Genomic DNA, 17,760 nt, shown 5'->3' on the forward strand with positions numbered 1-17,760 from the left:
GGTGAGCGGGTGATCGTCGCTGTCGGCATCGACGTCGTCCTGGTGGACCGGTTCGCCCGGGCACTGGCGCGGACGCCGCGGCTCGCCGACCGGCTCTTCACCGAGGCGGAGCGGCTCACCCGCTCCGGTGGCCCGCGCTCGCCCGAGTCGCTCGCCGCCCGGTTCGCCGCCAAGGAGGCGGTCGCCAAGGCGCTCGGCGCCCCGGCCGGGCTGTGCTGGCACGACTGCGAGGTCGTGCCGGACCGGGACGGTCGGCCCTGGCTGACCGTCTCCGGCACGGTGGCCGCGGCGGCCGTCGCGCGGGGAGTCAACCGCTGGCACCTCTCGTTGTCCCACGACGGCGGGATCGCGTCGGCGATGGTGGTCGCGGAAGGCTGAGATGGTCGGGCCGCCGACGGGCGCGCCCGCGACGTGGGACGGGGGCCGGACGGCATGAGACCGGTGTGGCGGGTGGCCGACGTACGCGCGGCGGAGGCGGGCCTCATGGCCACGCTTCCGCCCGGGACGCTGATGCAGCGGGCGGCGGCCGGGCTGGCCCGCCGCTGCGCGCTGCTGCTCGCCGACCGGGGTGGCGTCTACGGCGCCCCGGTGCTGCTGCTGATCGGCTCCGGTGACAACGGCGGCGACGCCCTCTACGCCGGGGCCCACCTGGCCCGGCGCGGCGCCGCCGTGTCGGCGCTGCTGGTCACGCCCGGCCGGGCGCACGCGGAGGGGCTGGCCGCGCTGCGGGCCGCGGGCGGCCGGGTGGTGGACCGTCCGCCGGCGGTGGTCGACCTGGTGCTGGACGGCATCGTCGGCATCGGCGGCACCGGGGGCCTGCGGGAGACCGCGGACCAGTTGGCGGCCAGCCTGCTCCGGCACCGGGGCCGGGACGGCGTACGGGCCACGGTGGTGGCGGTGGACGTGCCCAGCGGGGTCGCGGTCGACACGGGCGACGTGCCGTCGACCGCGTCGGGCCGGCCGAGCGCCGTGCGGGCCGACGTGACCGTGACCTTCGGCGCGTTGAAGCCGGCGCTGGTGGTGGGCCCGGCCGCGCCGCTCGCCGGGCAGGTCGAGCTGGTCGACATCGGGCTGGGCCCCTGGCTGCGCGGCACGCCGGCCCTGCGCGTCACCGAGTGGTCGGACGTCGTCGACTGGTGGCCGTCGCGGGGGCCCGCCGCGGAGAAGTACAGCCGTGGGGTGGTGGGCGTGGCCACCGGTTCGGCCACCTACCCGGGTGCCGCGGTGCTGTCGGTCGGGGGCGCGCTGGCCGGGCCGACCGGAATGGTCCGCTACGCCGGTGGCGCCCGGGCCGAGGTGCTGCACCAGCACCCGTCGGTGGTCGCCACCGGCCGGGTCGCCGACGCCGGCCGCGTGCAGGCGTGGGTCTGCGGCTCCGGCCTGGGGACCGGTGACGACGCCTCCGCCGAGCTGCGGGCGGTGCTCGCCGCGCCGGTGCCGGTGGTGCTCGACGCGGACGCGCTCACCCTGCTGGTCGACGGTTCGCTCGCCGAGCAGCTGCGCCGGCGGGACGCGCCCATCGTGGTGACGCCGCACGACCGCGAGTTCGCCCGGCTCAGCGGCGAGCAGCCCGGCGCCGACCGGGTCGCCGCCGCGCTGCGGCTCGCCGCCTGGATGAACGCCGTGGTCCTGCTGAAGGGCGACCGCACGGTGATCGGCACGCCCGACGGCCGGGCGTACGTCAACCCGACCGGCACGTCGGCCCTGGCCACCGGAGGCACCGGCGACGTCCTGGCCGGACTTCTCGGTTCGCTGCTCGCCGGCGGGCTGGCACCGGAGCGGGCGGCCGCCGTGGCGGCGTACCTGCACGGGCTGGCCGGCCGGGAGGCGGCCCGGTCCGGCCCGGTGACCGCGCCCGACGTGGCGACGGCGCTGCGCCCGGTCATCGCCCGGCTGGGCTGAGCGTCCCGGTCCGCCCGGTCCGCGGGCGGCGCCGAACGGTCCGGTGCGGGCGGTCGACGGGCGGTGCCGAGCGTCGCGCCACGGCCTGATCACGGCGGTCAGTAGGCTGGTGCCATGTGGCAGGCCGAGGTACGCGTCGATCTTGACGCGATCCGTGAGAACGTGAGCCGCCTGCGCTCCGGCACCACCGCCGAGCTGATGACGGTGGTCAAGGGCGACGGGTACGGGCACGGCATGATCCCGGTCGCCCGCGCGGCCCTGGACGCCGGGGCGGACTGGCTGGGCGTCTGCACCCTCGACGAGGCACTCACGCTGCGTCGGGCCGGTGTGACCGCGCCCGTGCTGGCGTGGCTGCTCGCCCCCGGGCTGCCCCTGCACGAGGGGGTCGCGGCCGACGTCGACCTGGCGGCCGCGAGCCTGCCGCAGCTCGACGAGATGATCGAGGCGAGCCGCCGGGCCGGGCGACCTGCCAAGCTGCACCTGAAGATCGACACGGGACTCTCCCGGGGCGGCGCGACCGTCGCCGACTGGCCGGCGCTGCTGGACGCCGCCGCCAAGGCGCAGGCCGACGGCCTGATCGAGGTGGTCGGCGTGTGGAGCCACTTCGTGTACGCGGACATGCCCGGCCACCCGACGACGGATCGGCAGCTGGCCGTCTTCCACGAGGGGCTGGCGATGGTCGAGCAGGCCGGGCTGCGTCCCCGCTACCGGCACCTGGCCAACTCGGCGGCCACCCTGACCCGCCCGGACACCCACTTCGACCTGGTGCGACCCGGGCTGGCCGTCTACGGGCTCTCCCCGGTGGCCGGCGAGACCTTCGGGCTGCGTCCCGCGATGACCGCCCGCGCCCGGGTGATGCTGACCAAGCGGGTGCCGGCCGGCACCGGCGTCTCGTACGGCCACACCTACACCACCGAGCGCGACACCAACCTGGCCGTGGTGCCCCTCGGCTACGCCGACGGGGTGCCCCGGCACGCGTCGAACAGCGGCCCGGTGCAGCTCGGCGGGGTGCGGCGGGTCATCTCCGGGCGGGTCTGCATGGACCAGTTCGTGCTCGACTGCGGTGACGACGCGGTGGCCGCCGGCGACGTGGTGACCCTCTTCGGGGACGGCGCCGACGGCTCCCCGACCGCCGACGACTGGGCCGAGGCGGTGGGCACCATCAACTACGAGATCGTCACCCGCTTCGGCAGCACGCGGGTGCCGAGGACCTACGCCGGCGAGCGTCCGTGAGCGTGGGTCAGCGGGTCGTGTGGGCGCGGGTCGGGGTGGTGTCGTGAGCCCGCGCATTCCCCGGCCGCGGACCGCGGCCGGCCGGGTCGCGGGCGTGGTCGGCGCCGCGGTGGGTGTCGCGGCGGCCGGGCTCGCGGCCGGCGTCGCCACCGAGCGCGCCCTGGTCCGCCGGGCGAAGGCGGCGCCGGCCGACCCGTACGCGCACGAGCCCTTCGAGCAGCTGCCCTACGACGACGCGTTCCGGCTGGAGTTGCCGGACGGCACGGACATCCACGTCGAGGTGGTCGAGCCGAAGCGGCCGGTGCCCGGCAACCCGACCGTGGTGCTGGTGCACGGCTTCTGCCTGGACATGGGCACGTTTCACTTCCAGCGCAAGATGCTCACCGAGCGGGGTGAGCACCGGGTGGTGGTCTACGACCAGCCCGGGCACGGCCGGTCGGGCCGTCTGGAGACCGGCGAGTACGACCTGGAGGTGCTCGGTCGCACCCTGCGCCGGGTGATCGACCGCACCACCCCGGAGGGGCCGCTGGTGCTGGTCGGGCACTCGATGGGCGGGATGACCATCATGGCCTTCGCCGAGCTGTTCCCGGAGATGTTCGGCGACCGGGTGGTCGGCACGGTGCTGATGGCCACCTCGGGCGGCCTGCTCGCGGAGACGAAGCTGGTGGCACCGGCGCTGCTCGGGCGCGTCGGTGGACCGGTGCTGTTCATGATGAGCAACGCGACCCGCTACGGCGGCACGGTCATCGACAAGGCCCGCAAGTCCACGTCCAACGTGGCGTGGCTGCTCACCCGCAAGTACGGGTTCGGCAGCCGCAACCCCAGCCCCGCCCTGGTGTCGTATGTGGAGACGATGAACTCGCGGACCTCCGCGGACACGGTCACCCGCTACCTGCGTACGCTGGCAACCCACTCCCGGTTCCCGGCGCTGGCCGCCCTGGCCCGCACGCCGGTGCTGGTGGTGGTCGGTGACAAGGACATGATCACCCCCGTGACCCACTCGGAGGAGATCGTCCGGCGGCTGCCGCACGCCGATTTCATCAAGATCACCGACAGTGGGCACGTGGTGATGCTGGAGCACGCGGACGAGGTCAACGCCGCGCTGTGGACGTTCCTGGAGGAGCTGTGAGTCGGGTCGTCAAGCTGCCGACCGTCGCCGACACGCAGGAGTTCGGCCGCCGCCTGGCCGACGTGCTGCGCGCCGGTGACCTGGTGCTGCTCACCGGGCCGCTGGGCGCCGGCAAGACGGCACTGACCCAGGGCATCGGCGCCGGGCTGGGCGTGGTCGGGGACATCACCTCGCCGACCTTCGTGATCGCCCGGGTGCACCGGCCGGACCCGGAGCGGGGCGGCCGGGTCGCGCTCGTGCACGCCGACGCGTACCGGCTCGGCGACGCCGCGGACCCCCGCGCCGAGATCGACGACCTCGACCTGGACGCCTCGGTGGACCAGTCGGTCACCGTGGTCGAGTGGGGCGAGGGCATGGTCGAGCAGCTGGTCGACGCGCACCTGCGCGTACGCATCGACCGCCGCGACGACGACACCCGCGTCGTCGAGCTGGACCCGGTCGGCGGGGACTGGGCCCAGCGGGTCGCCGCGCTCGGCTGAGCGCCCGTCCACGGCACGGGGTGTCGGTGGTGGCTGGTAGGAAGATGGCGACCGACTGTGAAAGGTTGCCGATGGCCGTCGTACCCCTGGACCTGCTCGCGTTGCTGCCCGACGAGTGGCGCGTCGCGCTCACCCCGCACCTCGACCCGGCGCGCACCGCGGCGCTCGCCGAGTTCGTGGCCCGCGAATACGCGACCGAGACCGTCTTCCCGCCGCTGGAGGACCTGTTCTCCGCCTACCGGCTCTGCTCGCCGCAGGCGTGCCGGGTGCTGATCCTCGGGCAGGACCCCTACCACCGGGCCGGGCAGGCGCACGGGCTCAGCTTCAGCGTCCGCGAGGGCGTGTCGGTGCCGCCGTCGCTGCGCAACGTCTTCAAGGAGCTCGGCGAGGACCTGGGGGTGCCGAAGCCGCGCAGCGGCAACCTCGACGGCTGGGCCGCCCAGGGCGTGCTGCTGCTCAACTCGGTGCTCACCGTCCGCCAGGCCACCCCCGGCTCGCACGCCAACCGGGGCTGGGAGGAGTTCACCGACGCGACCATCCGCGCCCTCGACGTCGCTCCGGGCCGGGTGGTCTTCCTGCTCTGGGGCGGCTACGCCCGCAAGAAGGCGGCGCTGGTCACCAACCCGCAGCACGTGGTGCTGGAGGCGGGCCACCCCAGCCCGATGAACCCGCGTGGCTTCCTCGGCAGCCGTCCCTTCAGCGCGGCCAACAAGGCGCTCGCCGACGCCGGCCTGCCCACCATCGACTGGGAGCGTTCGGCCGGCTGACGCCGCACCCCGCCCCGCGCCCCGGCCGCTCCTCCGGTCCGGGGCGAGGGCCCGTCCGTGCCGGCGAGACCCGGGGCGTCACACGCCGTGACGGCGGGGGCGGCTAGGCTGGCATACCGTGCTCGTACTCGTGGTGGACAGCTCGACCCCCGCGGTGACCGCGGCCCTGGTGGAGATTTCAGCGGAGGGCGTCACGCTCCGCGCCAGCCGGTGCACGGTCGACGCCCGCGCGCATGGTGAACTGCTCGCGCCGGAGGTCGACGCGGTCCTCGCCGACGCCGACGCCCGGCCCACCGACCTGGCGGCGATCGTCGCCGGGCTCGGCCCCGGGCCGTTCACCGGGCTGCGGGTGGGCCTGGTCACCGCCGCCACGATGGGGCAGGTGCTGGGCATCCCCACGTACGGCGTCTGCTCGCTGGACGGCATCGGCCACCCGGCGGCCGCCGGCGAACCGGTCCTGGCGGCGAGCGACGCGCGGCGCAAGGAGATCTACTGGGCGGTCTACGACGGTGCCGGCCAGCGGATCGTCGGGCCGGAGGTGGACACGCCCGGAGTGGCCGCCGCGCGGGCCCGGGACCTCGCGGCCACGGTGGCGGTCGGCGACGGCGCCCACCGGTACGCGGAGATCCTCGACCTGCCGGTCCGCGCCGAGCCGCGTTACCCGGACCCCGTCACGCTGGCCCTGCTGGCCTCCGAGCGGATCCGGGCCGGCGCTCCCGGGGACCGGCTCACCCCGCTCTACCTGCGCCGCCCGGACGCGGTCGCCTCGATCGCCCGCAAGCCGGTCCTCCCATGACGACCGTCCGGATCGACCGGTTCCGGTGGTGGCACATCGACGAGGTGCTACCCATCGAGGCGGACCTGTTCGGCGCCGAGCAGTGGTCGCCGGCGATGTTCTGGAACGAACTCGCGAACGGACACCACTACCGGGTCGCGGTCGACGCCGACGGCTCGGTGATCGGGTACGCCGGGCTGGCCGGTGCCCCGCCCGACGAGGTGTGGGTGCAGAACATCGCCGTGCGGCGGGACGCGCAGCGCCGCGGCGTCGGCCGTGCCCTGCTGGAGGACCTGCTCGCCGAGGCGACCCGGCGCGGCGCCCGCAGCACCCTGCTGGAGGTGGCCGTGGACAACTCCGCCGCCCAGCGGCTCTACGCGACGTACGGCTTCGAGCCGATCGGCGTACGGCGCGGCTACTACCAACCGAGCAACACCGACGCGCTGGTCATGCAGCGGGACGAGGACTGACCCCGATGGCTGACGAACCCCTGATCCTCGGCATCGAGACCTCCTGCGACGAGACCGGGGTCGGTATCGTCCGCGGGCACACCCTGCTGGCCGACGCGCTGGCCTCCAGCGTCGAGGAGCACGCGCGGTTCGGAGGCGTGGTGCCGGAGGTGGCCAGCCGGGCCCACCTGGAGGCGATCGTGCCCACCATGGACCGGGCCCTCAAGGAGGCCGGCGTGACGATCGCGGACGTCGACGCGATCGCCGTCACCTCCGGGCCGGGGCTGGCCGGCGCGCTGCTCGTCGGCGTGGCCGCCGCCAAGGGCTACGCGCTCGCCGCCGAGAAGCCCGTCTACGGGGTGAACCACCTCGCCGCGCACGTCGCCGTGGACACGCTGGAACACGGGCCGCTGCCCGAGCCGGCGATCGCCCTGCTGGTCTCCGGCGGGCACTCGTCGCTGCTGCTCGTCGACGACCTCGCCCGCGGGGTCACCCCGCTCGGCGCCACCATCGACGACGCGGCCGGTGAGGCGTTCGACAAGGTGGCCCGGCTGCTCGGGCTGCCGTTCCCCGGCGGCCCGCCGATCGACCGCGAGGCGCGGGCCGGCAACGCCGCGAGCATCGCCTTCCCGCGCGGGCTCACCGCCGCGAAGGACCTCGCCGCCCACCGCTACGACTTCTCGTTCTCCGGTTTGAAGACGGCGGTCGCCCGCTGGGTGGAGGCGCGGCAGCGAGCCGGCGAGCCGGTGCCCGTCGCCGACGTGGCCGCGTCCTTCCAGGAGGCCGTCTGCGACGTGCTCACCACCAAGGCGCTGGACGCCTGCCGGGCCAACGGCATCGAGACCCTGGTGATCGGTGGGGGCGTGGCGGCGAACTCGCGGCTGCGGGCGATGGCCGAGCAGCGGGCCGAGAAGTACGGCATCCAGGTGCGGGTGCCCCGACCGAAGCTCTGCACCGACAACGGCGCGATGGTCGCGGCGCTCGGCTCGCACCTGGTTGCCGCGGGCGTCGCACCGAGCCGGCTCGACCTGCCCGCCGACTCGGCCATGCCGCTGACCGTCGTCAGCGTGTGAGGGAGCACCGGTGATCGTCCGCATGTGGGAGGCACGCGCCGAGTCGTACGGGGTCGCCGACCTGATCACCTGGGTCTGCGACACCGCGCTGCCCGACTTCGACCACGACCCGCTGCACGTCTCCAGCGAGGTCTACTCGTCCACCGACCACCGCGTGGTCGTGGTCTCGAAGTGGCGCAGCAACCCGCGTCCGCTGCCCGACCCGCCGGCCATGCTGGTCGCCCGGCCGCCGCACTCCTGGGACTTCACCCAGGTCGACCGCTGACGTACCGCGTGTCCCACGACACGTCCGACCAGCGGAAATTGGTTCGCGTGGGCAACCAGGTGGCGCCTAGCGTCGACGGGCGATGGGCTTCTCACCGGCCGGCGACCCCGGCGTACCTGACTCCCGGTCGGCGACCCGCTACCTGCTCTGGCTGGCCGCCCGGAACAAGCTGCTGTTCGGCGCCGGCCTGCTGCTCGGCGTCATCTGGATGGTCGCGCAGGCGCTGATGCCGGCCGCCGTCGGCCGCGCCGTGGACGGGCTGAGCCGTCGAGACGAGGGCGCGCTGGTCACCTGGGGCCTGATCCTGCTCGGGCTGGGCGTGCTCCAGGCCGTCGCCGGGATCCTGCGCCACCAGTGCGCGGTGCGCAACTGGCTCGCCGCCGCGTACCGGACAGTGCGGCTCACCGTCGAGACCGCCAACCGGCTCGGCGCTGCCCTGCCCCGGCGGGTGGCCACCGGCGAGGTGGTGAGCATCGGCACCTCCGACATCGACCAGATCGGTCACGCGATCGAGATCACCGCCCGGGGCGCCGGCGCGCTGGTCGCCATCGTGACGGTGGCGGTGATCCTGCTGGACGCGTCGGTGCCGCTCGGGCTGGTCGTGGTGCTGGGCGTACCGGTGCTGATGGCGGTCGTCGGGCTGCTGATCCGGCCGCTGCACCGGCAGCAGCACGCGTACCGGGACGCCGAGGGGGCACTGACCACCCGGGCCGGGGACATCGTCTCCGGGCTGCGGGTGCTGCGCGGGGTAGGTGGCGAGGCGGTGCTGTCGGCCCGCTACCGGACCCAGTCGCAGGCGCTGCGCGCGCACGGCGTACGGGTGGCGCGGGTCCAGTCGCTGCTGGAGGCGGCGCAGGTGCTGCTGCCCGGTGCGTTCCTGGTGCTGGTCACCTGGCTCGGGGCGCGGTTCGCGCTGGCCGGTGAGATCAGCGCGGGACAGCTCGTCGCCTTCTACGGCTACACGGCGTTCCTCGTCAGCCCGCTGCGGCAGCTCACCGAGGCGGTGGACAAGGTGACCCGGGGCCACGTCGCCGCCCGCCGGGTGGTGCGACTGCTCCGGCTCGAACCGGACCTGCGGGACCCGTCGCGCCCGGTGGCCGTGCCCGACGGGCCGGGCGAGCTGGTCGACGTCGAGTCCGGGGTGCGGGTGCCGGCAGGCCGGTTCACCGCGTTGGCGGCCAGCACACCGGAGGACGCGGCGGCGATCGTGGACCGGTTGGGCCGGTACACCGACTCGGAGGCGACGCTGCACGGCGTACCGCTGCGGGAGCTGACGCTGGCGACGGTGCGGGAGCGGATCCTGGTGGCCGACAACGACGCGCGTCTGTTCACCGGCACGCTGCGGTCGGAGCTGGACCCGCGGGACGAGACCGACGGCGCGACGCTCGACGGGGCGCTGCGAGCGGCGAGCGCCACCGACATCGTCGACGCCCTGCCGGACGGGCTGGACAGCCCCGTCGCGGAGCGGGGCCGCGAGTTCTCCGGCGGGCAGCAGCAGCGGCTGCGGCTGGCGCGGGCGCTCGTCGCGGACCCGGAGACCCTGCTGCTGGTCGAGCCGACGAGCGCGGTGGACGCGCACACGGAGGCGCGGATCGCCGCGCGGCTCGGCGCCGCCCGGGCCGGCCGCACCACCCTGGCCTGCACGACCAGCCCACTGCTGCTCGGGCAGGCCGACCACGTGATCTTCGTGGAGGACGGGAAGGTGGTCGCCGAGGGGCGCCACGCGGAGCTGTACGAGACCGAGCCGCGTTACCGGGCCATGGTCAGCCGGGGGGAGAACTGATGGCGACGACGCTGCCGGTCGCCGACGCGACCCAGGTCCGCCGGTACGCCCGGACGTTGGTGCGCCGGCATCCGCGGGCGCTCGCCGTCGCGCTCGGCCTGCACGCGCTCGCCGCCGCGGCCGGGCTGGCCGCGCCGCGCCTGCTCGGTGACCTGGTCGAGGGCATCTCCCGGGGTACGTCCCAGGTGACCGTGGACCGCATCGCGCTGCTGATCGCCGGGTTCGTGGTGGTGCAGGCGGTGCTGGTGCGGTTCGCGGTGCTCGCGTCGGCGCGGCTCGGGGAGCGGGTGCTGGCGCAGCTGCGCGAGGAGTTCGTCGACCGGGTGCTGGCCCTGCCACTGTCCACCGTGGAGCGGGCGGGCACCGGTGACCTGCTGACCCGGACGTCCCGTGACGTGTCGGCGCTGTCCCGGACGGTCCGCCTCGCCGTGCCCGAGACGCTGATCGCGGTCGTCACGGGTGGCTTCATCATCGGCGGGCTGCTGCTGGTCGGCCCGCTGCTCGCGCTGCCCTGCCTGATCGCCGTGCCGGTGCTGTGGGCGGGCACCCGCTGGTACCTGCGCCGCGCACCGGACGGCTACCTGCGGGAGAACGCCGCGTACTCGGACATCACCGACGGGATCAGCGAGACCGTCGAGGGCTCACGGACCACCGAGGCGTTGCGGCAGCAGGCCCGCCGCCGGGCCCGCACCGACCGGGACATCCGCCGGTCGTACGCGGCCGAGATGTACACGCTGCGCCTGCGGACGGTGTTCTTCCCGGTCGCGGAGATCGGTTACGTGGTGCCCGTGGTGGCGACCCTCGTCATCGGCGGCTGGTTCCACCTGAAGGGCTGGGTGAGCCTCGGCCAGGTCACCGCCGCGACGCTCTACGTGCAGCAGCTCGTCGACCCGGTGGACCGGCTGCTCTCCTGGCTGGACGAGCTTCAGGTCGGTGGTGCCTCGATGGCCCGCCTGCTCGGGGTGGCCCAGCCGGAGCGGGTACCGGGCGGCACCGGGGCCCGTGCGGCTGGTCCGGGCGGGTCCGGTGCGGCTGCTCCCGCCGGTGCCGCCGCTCCGGTCGGCGGTCGGGACCGGCAGCTGGCGGCGCGGGACGTCCGCTACGCGTACCGGTCGGGCCGGGACGTGCTGCACGGCGTGACGCTGGTGCCGGAACCGGGGGAGAAGCTGGCCATGGTCGGCCCGTCGGGCGCCGGCAAGTCCACCCTCGGCCGGCTGCTGGCCGGGGTGCACGCCCCGCGTACCGGCTCGGTCACCGCCGCCGGCCGCCGCCTGGACACGCTGCCCCTGGCCGAGCTGCGCTCGCACGTCGCGCTGGTCACGCAGGAGCACCACGTCTTCATCGGTACGCTCCGCGACAACGTGTCGATGGTGCGCCCCACGGCGACCGAGGCGGACGTACGCTCGGCGCTCGCCGCGGTGGCCGCCCTGGACTGGGCGGACGCGCTGCCCGACGGGCTGGACACCGTGGTCGGCTCGGGTGGGCACCCGCTCTCCCCGGCGCAGGCGCAGCAGCTGGCGCTGGCCCGGCTCGTGCTGGCCGACCCACACACGCTGGTGCTGGACGAGGCCACCTCGCTGATCGACCCGCGGGCCGCGCGGCAGCTGGAGCGTTCTTTGGCCGCCGTGCTCGAAGGACGGACGGTGATCGCCATCGCGCACCGGCTCTTCTCCGCCCACGACGCCGACCGGGTGGCCGTGGTCGAGGAAGGTCGGATCACCGAGCTGGGCTCGCACGACGAGTTGGTCGCGGCCGACGGCTCGTACGCCGCCCTCTGGCGCTCCTGGCACGGCCCCACCCCCACCGACCCGCGTTGATCAAGAGGTTTGCGTCAGAATTCCGGCTTCCGGTGACGCAAACCTCTTGATCAACGGCGCTAGGGCCCAGCCGGGCGGGCGGTCAGGTGCGGCGGAGGAGGCGGTAGGTGGCCAGACCGCCGGTGCCGAGGGCGGCGAGGAAGACCAGCCAGACGACCGTGCTGCTGACGCCGACCTGAGGGCCGGAGTTGGCGGACGCGGCCGCGAGCAGCCCGTCGTTGCCGGGCGCGGGCAGCACCGCGGGCGGCAGTTCGGGCCAGCGGACCAGGCCGGTGCTCTCCAGCATCTGCATGTGGTGCATGACGAAGCGGTTCGCGTCGTCGCAGAGCTTGCGTACGGTGGCGTCCCGGGTGCTGGCCCGCACCGCCCCGATCACCGGGAAGATCTTGCCGTGGGCGACCCGGAGCCGGGTGACGAAGATCTGGTCGAACCGGGCGCCGGAGGAGTTCTGCATCTCCGACAGCCAGCCCTTCTGCTCGGCCGTCGGGTCGGTGGGGATGCTGGCGCCCAGCTTGTTCGCCGCGTCCACCACGAGCTGGTCCAACTCCTGGTGCTCGGTGGCGATGGCCGCGCCGATCTCCCGAACCTTCGCCGACTGGCCCTTCTCGGCCGCCATCTGCCCGGCCGGCATCTCCCACAGCCCGGCCAGCCGTACGCCGTTGAGCAGCGTCATGTCGGCGGCGTTCAGTTGTTGCCCGGCCGGCGCGGCCACGGCGACGCCGGGCAGCACGGCGACCGCCGCCACGATCGCGGTGAGCAGCACCGCCGCGCGGTGAACCCGGTGTCCCGACCGGTGACGGGCGGATCTGAGCGATGCCATGTCTGCGGTGCCTCCTCGGTCCGGCGCGAACGCGTCTGACCGGGCGGCCACCCCGACGACCGCCCGTCCGCCCACTGGTACGGACTGATCGCGCGATCAGTTCAGCCGTCGACACACTGTTCGACGTGGCGGCGGCGGGCCGCTGCCCGCGGTTCAGCGGGTGAGCGCCATGTACGCGCCGAGCACGAACAGCGTGAGCACGGCGACGACGAAGACGACCAGCAGCTCCCGGCGGTGTTGCCCGAGGCCGGCGTCGGTCGCGGACGGTGCGACGGGCGCGGGCAGGTCGCGGGTCAGCGCGGCGAGATCGGCCATCGTGCGGGCCGTCCAGACCGCGCCCACCCGGTCGGAGAACTCGTCCAGGGTGAGTCGGCCGGCCGCGGTGTGTCCCTGCAACGCGCTGACCACCCGGTGCCGGTCGTCGTCCGAGGCCCGCAGCTCGACGTCCACGTCGGACAGGGTACGCAGCGGGACGCCCCGACGGGCTCCGCCGGTCGGCCGACCCGCGCCCGGCACCGATCAGCCCACGTCGAGCGGATCGGCGAGGAGCCGTTCGAAGGCGAGTTCGGCGGCGCCGATCAGGGCGGCGTCCTGGCCGAGCTTCGGGGTGCGCAGTCGTACGTGCTCCAGGCAGGCGGGCAGCGCGTTGGCGTTGAGGCGGCTGCGGATCGGCGCGGCCGACGCGAGGTACAGGTCGCGCATGGTGCCGCCGAAGATGACCATCTCCGGGTTGAAGATGTTGACCAGGTTGGCGACGCCGAAGCCGAGCCAGTCGCCGGCCTGTCGTACCGCCGAGCTGGCCCGCGCGTCGCCGCGGTCGGCGGCGTCGAAGAGGGCGAGCAACGCGTCGCGGCCCCGGGCGTCGGAGCGGCCGGCCTTGCGCAGCAGGGCGTGCTCGCCGATCTCGGTCTCCCAGCAGCCGCGCGAGCCGCACTCGCAGCGTTCACCGTCGAGGACGACCTTCATGTGGCCGACCTCGCCGCCGTACCCGCCGTGGCCGGTGACCCGGCGGCCCCCGGCGATGATGCCGGCGCCGACGCCGACGTCGCCGTACAGGTAGATGACGTTGTCACAGCCGGCGGCGGCGCCCCGGGCGTACTCGGCGAAGGCGGCGACGTCGGCGACGTTGCCCACCGTGATCGGCGCGTCGACGTCCAGTTCGGCGAGCGCCGCGCCGATGGGCTCGTCCACCCAGCCGGTGGTGGGCCCGAGGCGCACCAGGCCGTCCTGCCGGCGGACCATCCCGCAGACCGCGACCCCGGTGCCGACGCACACCGCGTCGGCGGGCACCGCCTGCTGCATGTCCTTGGCCGCGCCGGCGAGCAGCGGTGCGGCGTCCGCGGCCACCAGCCCGCGGGGCCGGTCCAGCTCCCGGCGGTCGAGCACGGCACCGCCGAGACCGATCCGCGCGGCGCGCATCCGGTCGACCTCGATGCTGTACGCGTACGCGTAGACGCGGCCCGACTCGGGCCGGACGACCAGCGATGGTCGCCCGGCCCGGCCGGTCTCCTTCGGCGCGCCCTCGGTGACGAGGCCGGCGCCGGCCAGTTCGGCGGTCAGCGCGCCGATGGTGCTGCGGTTCAGCCCGAGCGCGGTGGTCAGTTCCGCCCGGGTGGTGGCCCCGTGGACGTGAACGTGACGCAACAGCGCACCGAGGTTTTGTCGACGGATCTCGTCCTGGCTCGGTCCTGCGCGCATGGGTGGTACTCCGGGAGGCGTGGGTCAGCGGGTGCCGGTCGCCGCCGACCGGCGGCGGGTGAAGGCGTCCACGCTCGCGGCGAGGAGCAGCACCGCGCCGGTGAGCACGTACTTGACGCCGGAGCTGTACCCCATCAGGCCCATGCCGTTGTCGATGACGGCGATGACCGCGCCGCCGAGCACCGCGTCGAGCACCCGGCCCTTGCCGCCGAAGAGGCTGGTGCCGCCGATGACCGCCGCGCCCACGGCGTAGAGCAGGACGCTGCTGCCGCCGGTGTTCGGGTCGACCGAGTTGGCCCGGCTGGCCGCCACGATGCCGCCGAGGGCGGCCATCGAGGAGCAGATCACGAAGACCGAGATGCGGATCCGGTCGACGTCGATGCCGGCCCGGCGGGCGGCCTCCTGGTTGCCGCCGACGGCGTAGACGTGCCGGCCGTAGCTGGTGCGCTGGAGCACGAACGTCCAGACGACCAGCAGCACCGCGATGATCGGCACCACGATCGGCACGCCCTTGAGCGAGGAGATGACGACGTTGCGGCTGCGCTCCAGGTTGAGGATGAACACCGCCACCCCGAGGATCAGGGCGAGGCCGCCGACTCGGGCGAACACCACCGCGATCGGGTCGGTGACCAGTCCACGGGCCGCGCGGTTGCGGTGCCGCAGCAGTTGGGCGGTCGCATACCCGGCGACCGCCACGACGACCAGCACCCAGCCGAGCAGCGGGGGGAGGTTGCGGTTGGCGATGGCCAGCAGCGTCTCGTCGCGTACGGAGATGTTCCGCCCCTCCTCCATGAGCATCAGCGCGATGCCCTGGAACGCGAGGAACCCGGCGAGGGTCACCACGAACGACGGAATGCCGATCTTGGCGACGAGCAGACCGAGCGTGGTGCCGATGACGACGCCGGTGAGGATCGCCGCGAGCACCGCGACGTACCAGGGGTAGCCGAGCACGGTCACCACGTTGGCCAGCACGGCCGCGCAGACGCCGCTCGCGTAGCCGGCGGAGAGGTCGATCTCGCCGAGCAGCAGGACGAAGATCAGCCCCATCGCGATCAGGGCGGTCGCCGCCCCCTGGGTGAACAGGTTGGCGAAGTTGCCGGCGGTGAGGAACGTCGGCCGCGCGATCGAGAAGACCGTGCAGAGCACGAGCAGGCCGAGGACGGCCGGCAGCGCGCCGATGTCGCCGCCGCGTACGCGGCTCCAGTAGTTGCGTGCGTGGCTGGCGACGGTGGGCGCCGGTGTGACGGCCGCCGGGCCTTCCTTCTGCACGACGGTCGTGGTCATCGGGTGCCTCCTGTGGACGGGGCGGCCGGTGCGGAGCCGTTGCCGTTCGCCGGGGTCGCGTCGGCGGCGATGCCGAGACCGCCGGAACGCCCGGCGGTGATCAGCTCGACGATCTGCGAGTGGGTGATGTCGGTGGTCTTCACCTGGGCGACCATCTGACCGAGGTAGAGCGCGGCGATCCGGTCGGAGACGGCGAAGACGTCGTTCATGTTGTGCGAGATGAGCACCACGGCGAGGCCGTTGTCGGCGAGCCGGCGGACCAGTTCGAGGACCTGCGCGGTCTGCGCCACGCCCAGCGCGGCGGTCGGCTCGTCCAGGACGACGAGCCGGCTGTTCCAGAGGACCGCCTTGGCGATCGCCACGGTCTGTCGTTGCCCGCCGGAGAGGCTGGAGACGTGCTGGCGTAGCGACTTGACGGTGCGTACGGAGAGCCCGGCGAGCGTCTCCGCGGCCATCTGCTCCATGGTCGGCTCGTCGAGCACGATGCCGTTGCGCTTCTCCCGGCCGAGGAACATGTTCTGCACGATGTCGAGGTTGTCGCAGAGCGCGAGATCCTGGTAGACGACCTCGATGCCGAGGGCGGCCGCGTCCCGGGGGCTGTTGATGCTCACCGGCTGGCCGTCGAAGCGGAACTCGCCGGCGTCGGTCGAGTAGATGCCGCTGATGCACTTGACCAGGGTCGACTTGCCGGCGCCGTTGTCGCCGACGAGCGCGGTCACCTCGCCCGCGTGGGCGGTGAGGGCGACGTCGCGGAGAACCTGGACGGGACCGAAGCTCTTGTCGATCCCGCGTAGCTCCAGCAGGGGTGTTGCGGACACGGGGGTCTCCTTCGGACGGAGGGGATCTCGGAGCCCGACCGGCGAGCGCCGCCCGGCACGGGAGGGGAACTCCCGTGCCGGGCGGTGGGCTACGCCTCGGCGGGTACGTCAGGTCAGCTGATGCCGGCGTCGGTGCAGAGCTTGGCGTAGGCGCCGGTGCAGATCTCCTCCTTGGTGACGAACCCGTCGGCGATGACGTCCTTGACGTTCTCCTTGTAGATCGCCTTCGGGGTCAGCAGCACGGACGCCACGTCCCGGCCGCCCTCGGGGTCCTTGACCGTCTGGCCGGTCTCCTTGCGCTCACCCTTGGCGAGTGCGATGGCCAGGTCGGAGGCGGCCTTGGCCTCCTCGCGGATGGCCTTGTAGACGGTCATGCACTGGTCACCGGCGAGGATGTTCTGCAGGCCCTCGGGGGTGGCGTCCTGACCGGTGACCGGGACCTTCCCGTTCAGGTTGTTCTTCTTGAGGATGGAGATGGCGGCGTTCCCCAGGCCGTCGTTGGCGGCGAGCACACCGTCGATCTTGCCCTTGGCGTTGGTGAGCTGCTGCTCGAAGATCGTGGCGGCGCGGGCGTTGTCCCACTCGGGCACCGAGTCGTCCGCCTGCTTGGTGTACTCCTTGGAGTCGAACTTCGGCTTGAGGATCGAGTCGTACCCGTTCTTGAACAGCGTCGCGTTGTTGTCGGTGGGGGAGCCGTTGAGGTACACGACGGACGGGTTCTTCACGCCCTTGTCGGTGAGGCACTTGACCAGGCCCTCGCCCTGGAGCTTGCCGACGGCCTCGTTGTCGAAGCTGACGTAGTACTGGGCCGAGCCGCCGAGGGTGAGCCGGTCGTAGTCGATGGTCGCGACGCCCTGGGACTTCGCCTTGTCCAGCACGGCCTTGCCGGTGCCGGAGTCCAGGTTGACGATCATCAGGGCGGTGACGCCGTTGGTGATCATCTGGTCGGCGATGGTCTGGAACTGGGTCTTGTCGCCCTGGGCGTTCTGGATGTCGTACTGGACGCCGGCGGCCTTGAACGCCTCTTCCAGGAACTTACGGTCCGCGCCCTCCCAGCGGGCGGAGGACTTGCTGTCCGGGAGGATCACGCCGATCTTCGGAGTCTTCTCCGAGCCGGCCTGCCCGCCGTCACCGGAGTTGTCGCCGCACGCGGCCATGCTGCCGGTGGCCAGGAGGCCCACGGCGGCGAAGGTGAGGAGCCCCTTACGCATGTGCAGGGTCCTTTCGGGGTGGGGGATTGGTGTTTGTTTTTGTTGTGCCCGGCAACGTATTCCCGGTCACACCTGGGGCACAAGAGCGCCGAGGTGGCGAGTTTGTTGGGGCCGGTAACAATTCAGCAACGCGCCCGTCACTCCCAGGTCACCAACTACGAAAACGTTCTCCATCCGGCACTCCCGCTCCGGAGGAAACCCCCAGTCCCCGTGGTGACGGGCGCTCGTGACGGGCGTCACGGCCCAGACGCGGTGCG

General features: G+C 73.6%; 18 protein-coding genes. 12 read left to right on the forward strand and 6 right to left on the reverse strand.

The genetic code is table 11. The annotated features are described in order from the left end of the window. Positions 1 to 9: 9 nt before the first annotated feature. The 12 genes from GA0070620_RS25835 (at position 10) to GA0070620_RS25890 (ending at position 11,672) form a co-directional block, all read left to right on the forward strand. Complete coding sequence (locus tag GA0070620_RS25835) at positions 10 to 378, forward strand: holo-ACP synthase (protein ID WP_091595048.1); 369 nt, start codon at positions 10 to 12, stop codon at positions 376 to 378. Positions 379 to 432: 54 nt separating this feature from the next. Next, positions 433 to 1,902, forward strand: coding sequence for an NAD(P)H-hydrate dehydratase (locus GA0070620_RS25840; RefSeq protein WP_091595050.1), 1,470 nt, complete (start codon positions 433 to 435; stop codon positions 1,900 to 1,902). Positions 1,903 to 2,016: 114 nt separating this feature from the next. Then, a complete protein-coding gene (alr, locus tag GA0070620_RS25845; RefSeq protein WP_091595052.1) occupies positions 2,017 to 3,135 on the forward strand; it encodes an alanine racemase in 1,119 nt (372 codons plus the stop codon). A gap of 43 nt (positions 3,136 to 3,178) precedes the next feature. Continuing rightward, entirely contained in the window at positions 3,179 to 4,264 is a 1,086-nt protein-coding gene (locus GA0070620_RS25850) for an alpha/beta fold hydrolase (RefSeq protein WP_091595054.1), read from the forward strand. Continuing rightward, positions 4,261 to 4,743 (forward strand): tRNA (adenosine(37)-N6)-threonylcarbamoyltransferase complex ATPase subunit type 1 TsaE, encoded by a 483-nt coding sequence (gene tsaE / locus GA0070620_RS25855; RefSeq protein ID WP_091595056.1) that lies wholly within the window; start codon positions 4,261 to 4,263, stop codon positions 4,741 to 4,743. Before GA0070620_RS25850 ends, tsaE begins: the two co-directional genes overlap by 4 nt. A 71-nt stretch (positions 4,744 to 4,814) precedes the next feature. After that, positions 4,815 to 5,510, forward strand: coding sequence for a uracil-DNA glycosylase (ung, locus tag GA0070620_RS25860; protein ID WP_091595058.1), 696 nt, complete (start codon positions 4,815 to 4,817; stop codon positions 5,508 to 5,510). 118 nt (positions 5,511 to 5,628) lie between these two features. Next, positions 5,629 to 6,306: a tRNA (adenosine(37)-N6)-threonylcarbamoyltransferase complex dimerization subunit type 1 TsaB gene (gene tsaB, locus GA0070620_RS25865; protein WP_091595060.1), complete on the forward strand. Its 678-nt coding sequence runs from the start codon at positions 5,629 to 5,631 to the stop codon at positions 6,304 to 6,306. Next, positions 6,303 to 6,755, forward strand: coding sequence for a ribosomal protein S18-alanine N-acetyltransferase (gene rimI / locus GA0070620_RS25870; RefSeq protein WP_091595062.1), 453 nt, complete (start codon positions 6,303 to 6,305; stop codon positions 6,753 to 6,755). The genes tsaB and rimI overlap by 4 nt, the downstream gene beginning before the upstream one ends. Positions 6,756 to 6,760: 5 nt before the next feature. Next, positions 6,761 to 7,807, forward strand: coding sequence for a tRNA (adenosine(37)-N6)-threonylcarbamoyltransferase complex transferase subunit TsaD (gene tsaD / locus GA0070620_RS25875; protein WP_091595064.1), 1,047 nt, complete (start codon positions 6,761 to 6,763; stop codon positions 7,805 to 7,807). 10 nt (positions 7,808 to 7,817) lie between these two features. Then, positions 7,818 to 8,072: a hypothetical protein gene (locus tag GA0070620_RS25880; RefSeq protein WP_091595066.1), complete on the forward strand. Its 255-nt coding sequence runs from the start codon at positions 7,818 to 7,820 to the stop codon at positions 8,070 to 8,072. Between the two features lie 82 nt (positions 8,073 to 8,154). Next, positions 8,155 to 9,855 carry an ABC transporter transmembrane domain-containing protein gene (locus tag GA0070620_RS25885; RefSeq protein ID WP_091595068.1) on the forward strand — a complete coding sequence of 567 codons (1,701 nt, stop codon included), beginning with the start codon at positions 8,155 to 8,157 and terminating at the stop codon, positions 9,853 to 9,855. Continuing rightward, a complete protein-coding gene (locus GA0070620_RS25890) occupies positions 9,855 to 11,672 on the forward strand; it encodes an ABC transporter ATP-binding protein (RefSeq protein ID WP_091595070.1) in 1,818 nt (605 codons plus the stop codon). The genes GA0070620_RS25885 and GA0070620_RS25890 overlap by 1 nt, the downstream gene beginning before the upstream one ends. 82 nt (positions 11,673 to 11,754) lie before the next feature. Here the strand turns inward: GA0070620_RS25890 and GA0070620_RS25895 are convergent, their stop codons facing one another. From GA0070620_RS25895 to GA0070620_RS25920, 6 genes are all read right to left on the reverse strand, one after another. Next, a complete protein-coding gene (locus tag GA0070620_RS25895; RefSeq protein ID WP_091595072.1) occupies positions 11,755 to 12,492 on the reverse strand; it encodes a DUF4142 domain-containing protein in 738 nt (245 codons plus the stop codon). Between the two features lie 153 nt (positions 12,493 to 12,645). Further along, positions 12,646 to 12,942 carry a DUF1707 SHOCT-like domain-containing protein gene (locus tag GA0070620_RS25900; RefSeq protein WP_091599370.1) on the reverse strand — a complete coding sequence of 99 codons (297 nt, stop codon included), beginning with the start codon at positions 12,940 to 12,942 and terminating at the stop codon, positions 12,646 to 12,648. A 69-nt stretch (positions 12,943 to 13,011) separates the two neighbouring features. Further along, complete coding sequence (locus tag GA0070620_RS25905; RefSeq protein ID WP_091595074.1) at positions 13,012 to 14,190, reverse strand: ROK family transcriptional regulator; 1,179 nt, start codon at positions 14,188 to 14,190, stop codon at positions 13,012 to 13,014. 24 nt (positions 14,191 to 14,214) lie between these two features. Then, positions 14,215 to 15,474 (reverse strand): sugar ABC transporter permease, encoded by a 1,260-nt coding sequence (locus tag GA0070620_RS25910; protein ID WP_091595076.1) that lies wholly within the window; start codon positions 15,472 to 15,474, stop codon positions 14,215 to 14,217. Continuing rightward, positions 15,471 to 16,292, reverse strand: a complete 822-nt coding sequence (locus GA0070620_RS25915; RefSeq protein ID WP_091595078.1) for an ATP-binding cassette domain-containing protein — start codon at positions 16,290 to 16,292, stop codon at positions 15,471 to 15,473. Before GA0070620_RS25915 ends, GA0070620_RS25910 begins: the two co-directional genes overlap by 4 nt. 113 nt (positions 16,293 to 16,405) lie before the next feature. Then, on the reverse strand, positions 16,406 to 17,503 hold the full coding sequence (locus tag GA0070620_RS25920; protein WP_091595080.1) for a sugar ABC transporter substrate-binding protein: 1,098 nt from the start codon (positions 17,501 to 17,503) through the stop codon (positions 16,406 to 16,408). Positions 17,504 to 17,760 lie beyond the last annotated feature (257 nt).

The sequence above is a fragment of the Micromonospora krabiensis genome (genome assembly GCF_900091425.1).
Lineage (GTDB): Bacteria > Actinomycetota > Actinomycetes > Mycobacteriales > Micromonosporaceae > Micromonospora > Micromonospora krabiensis.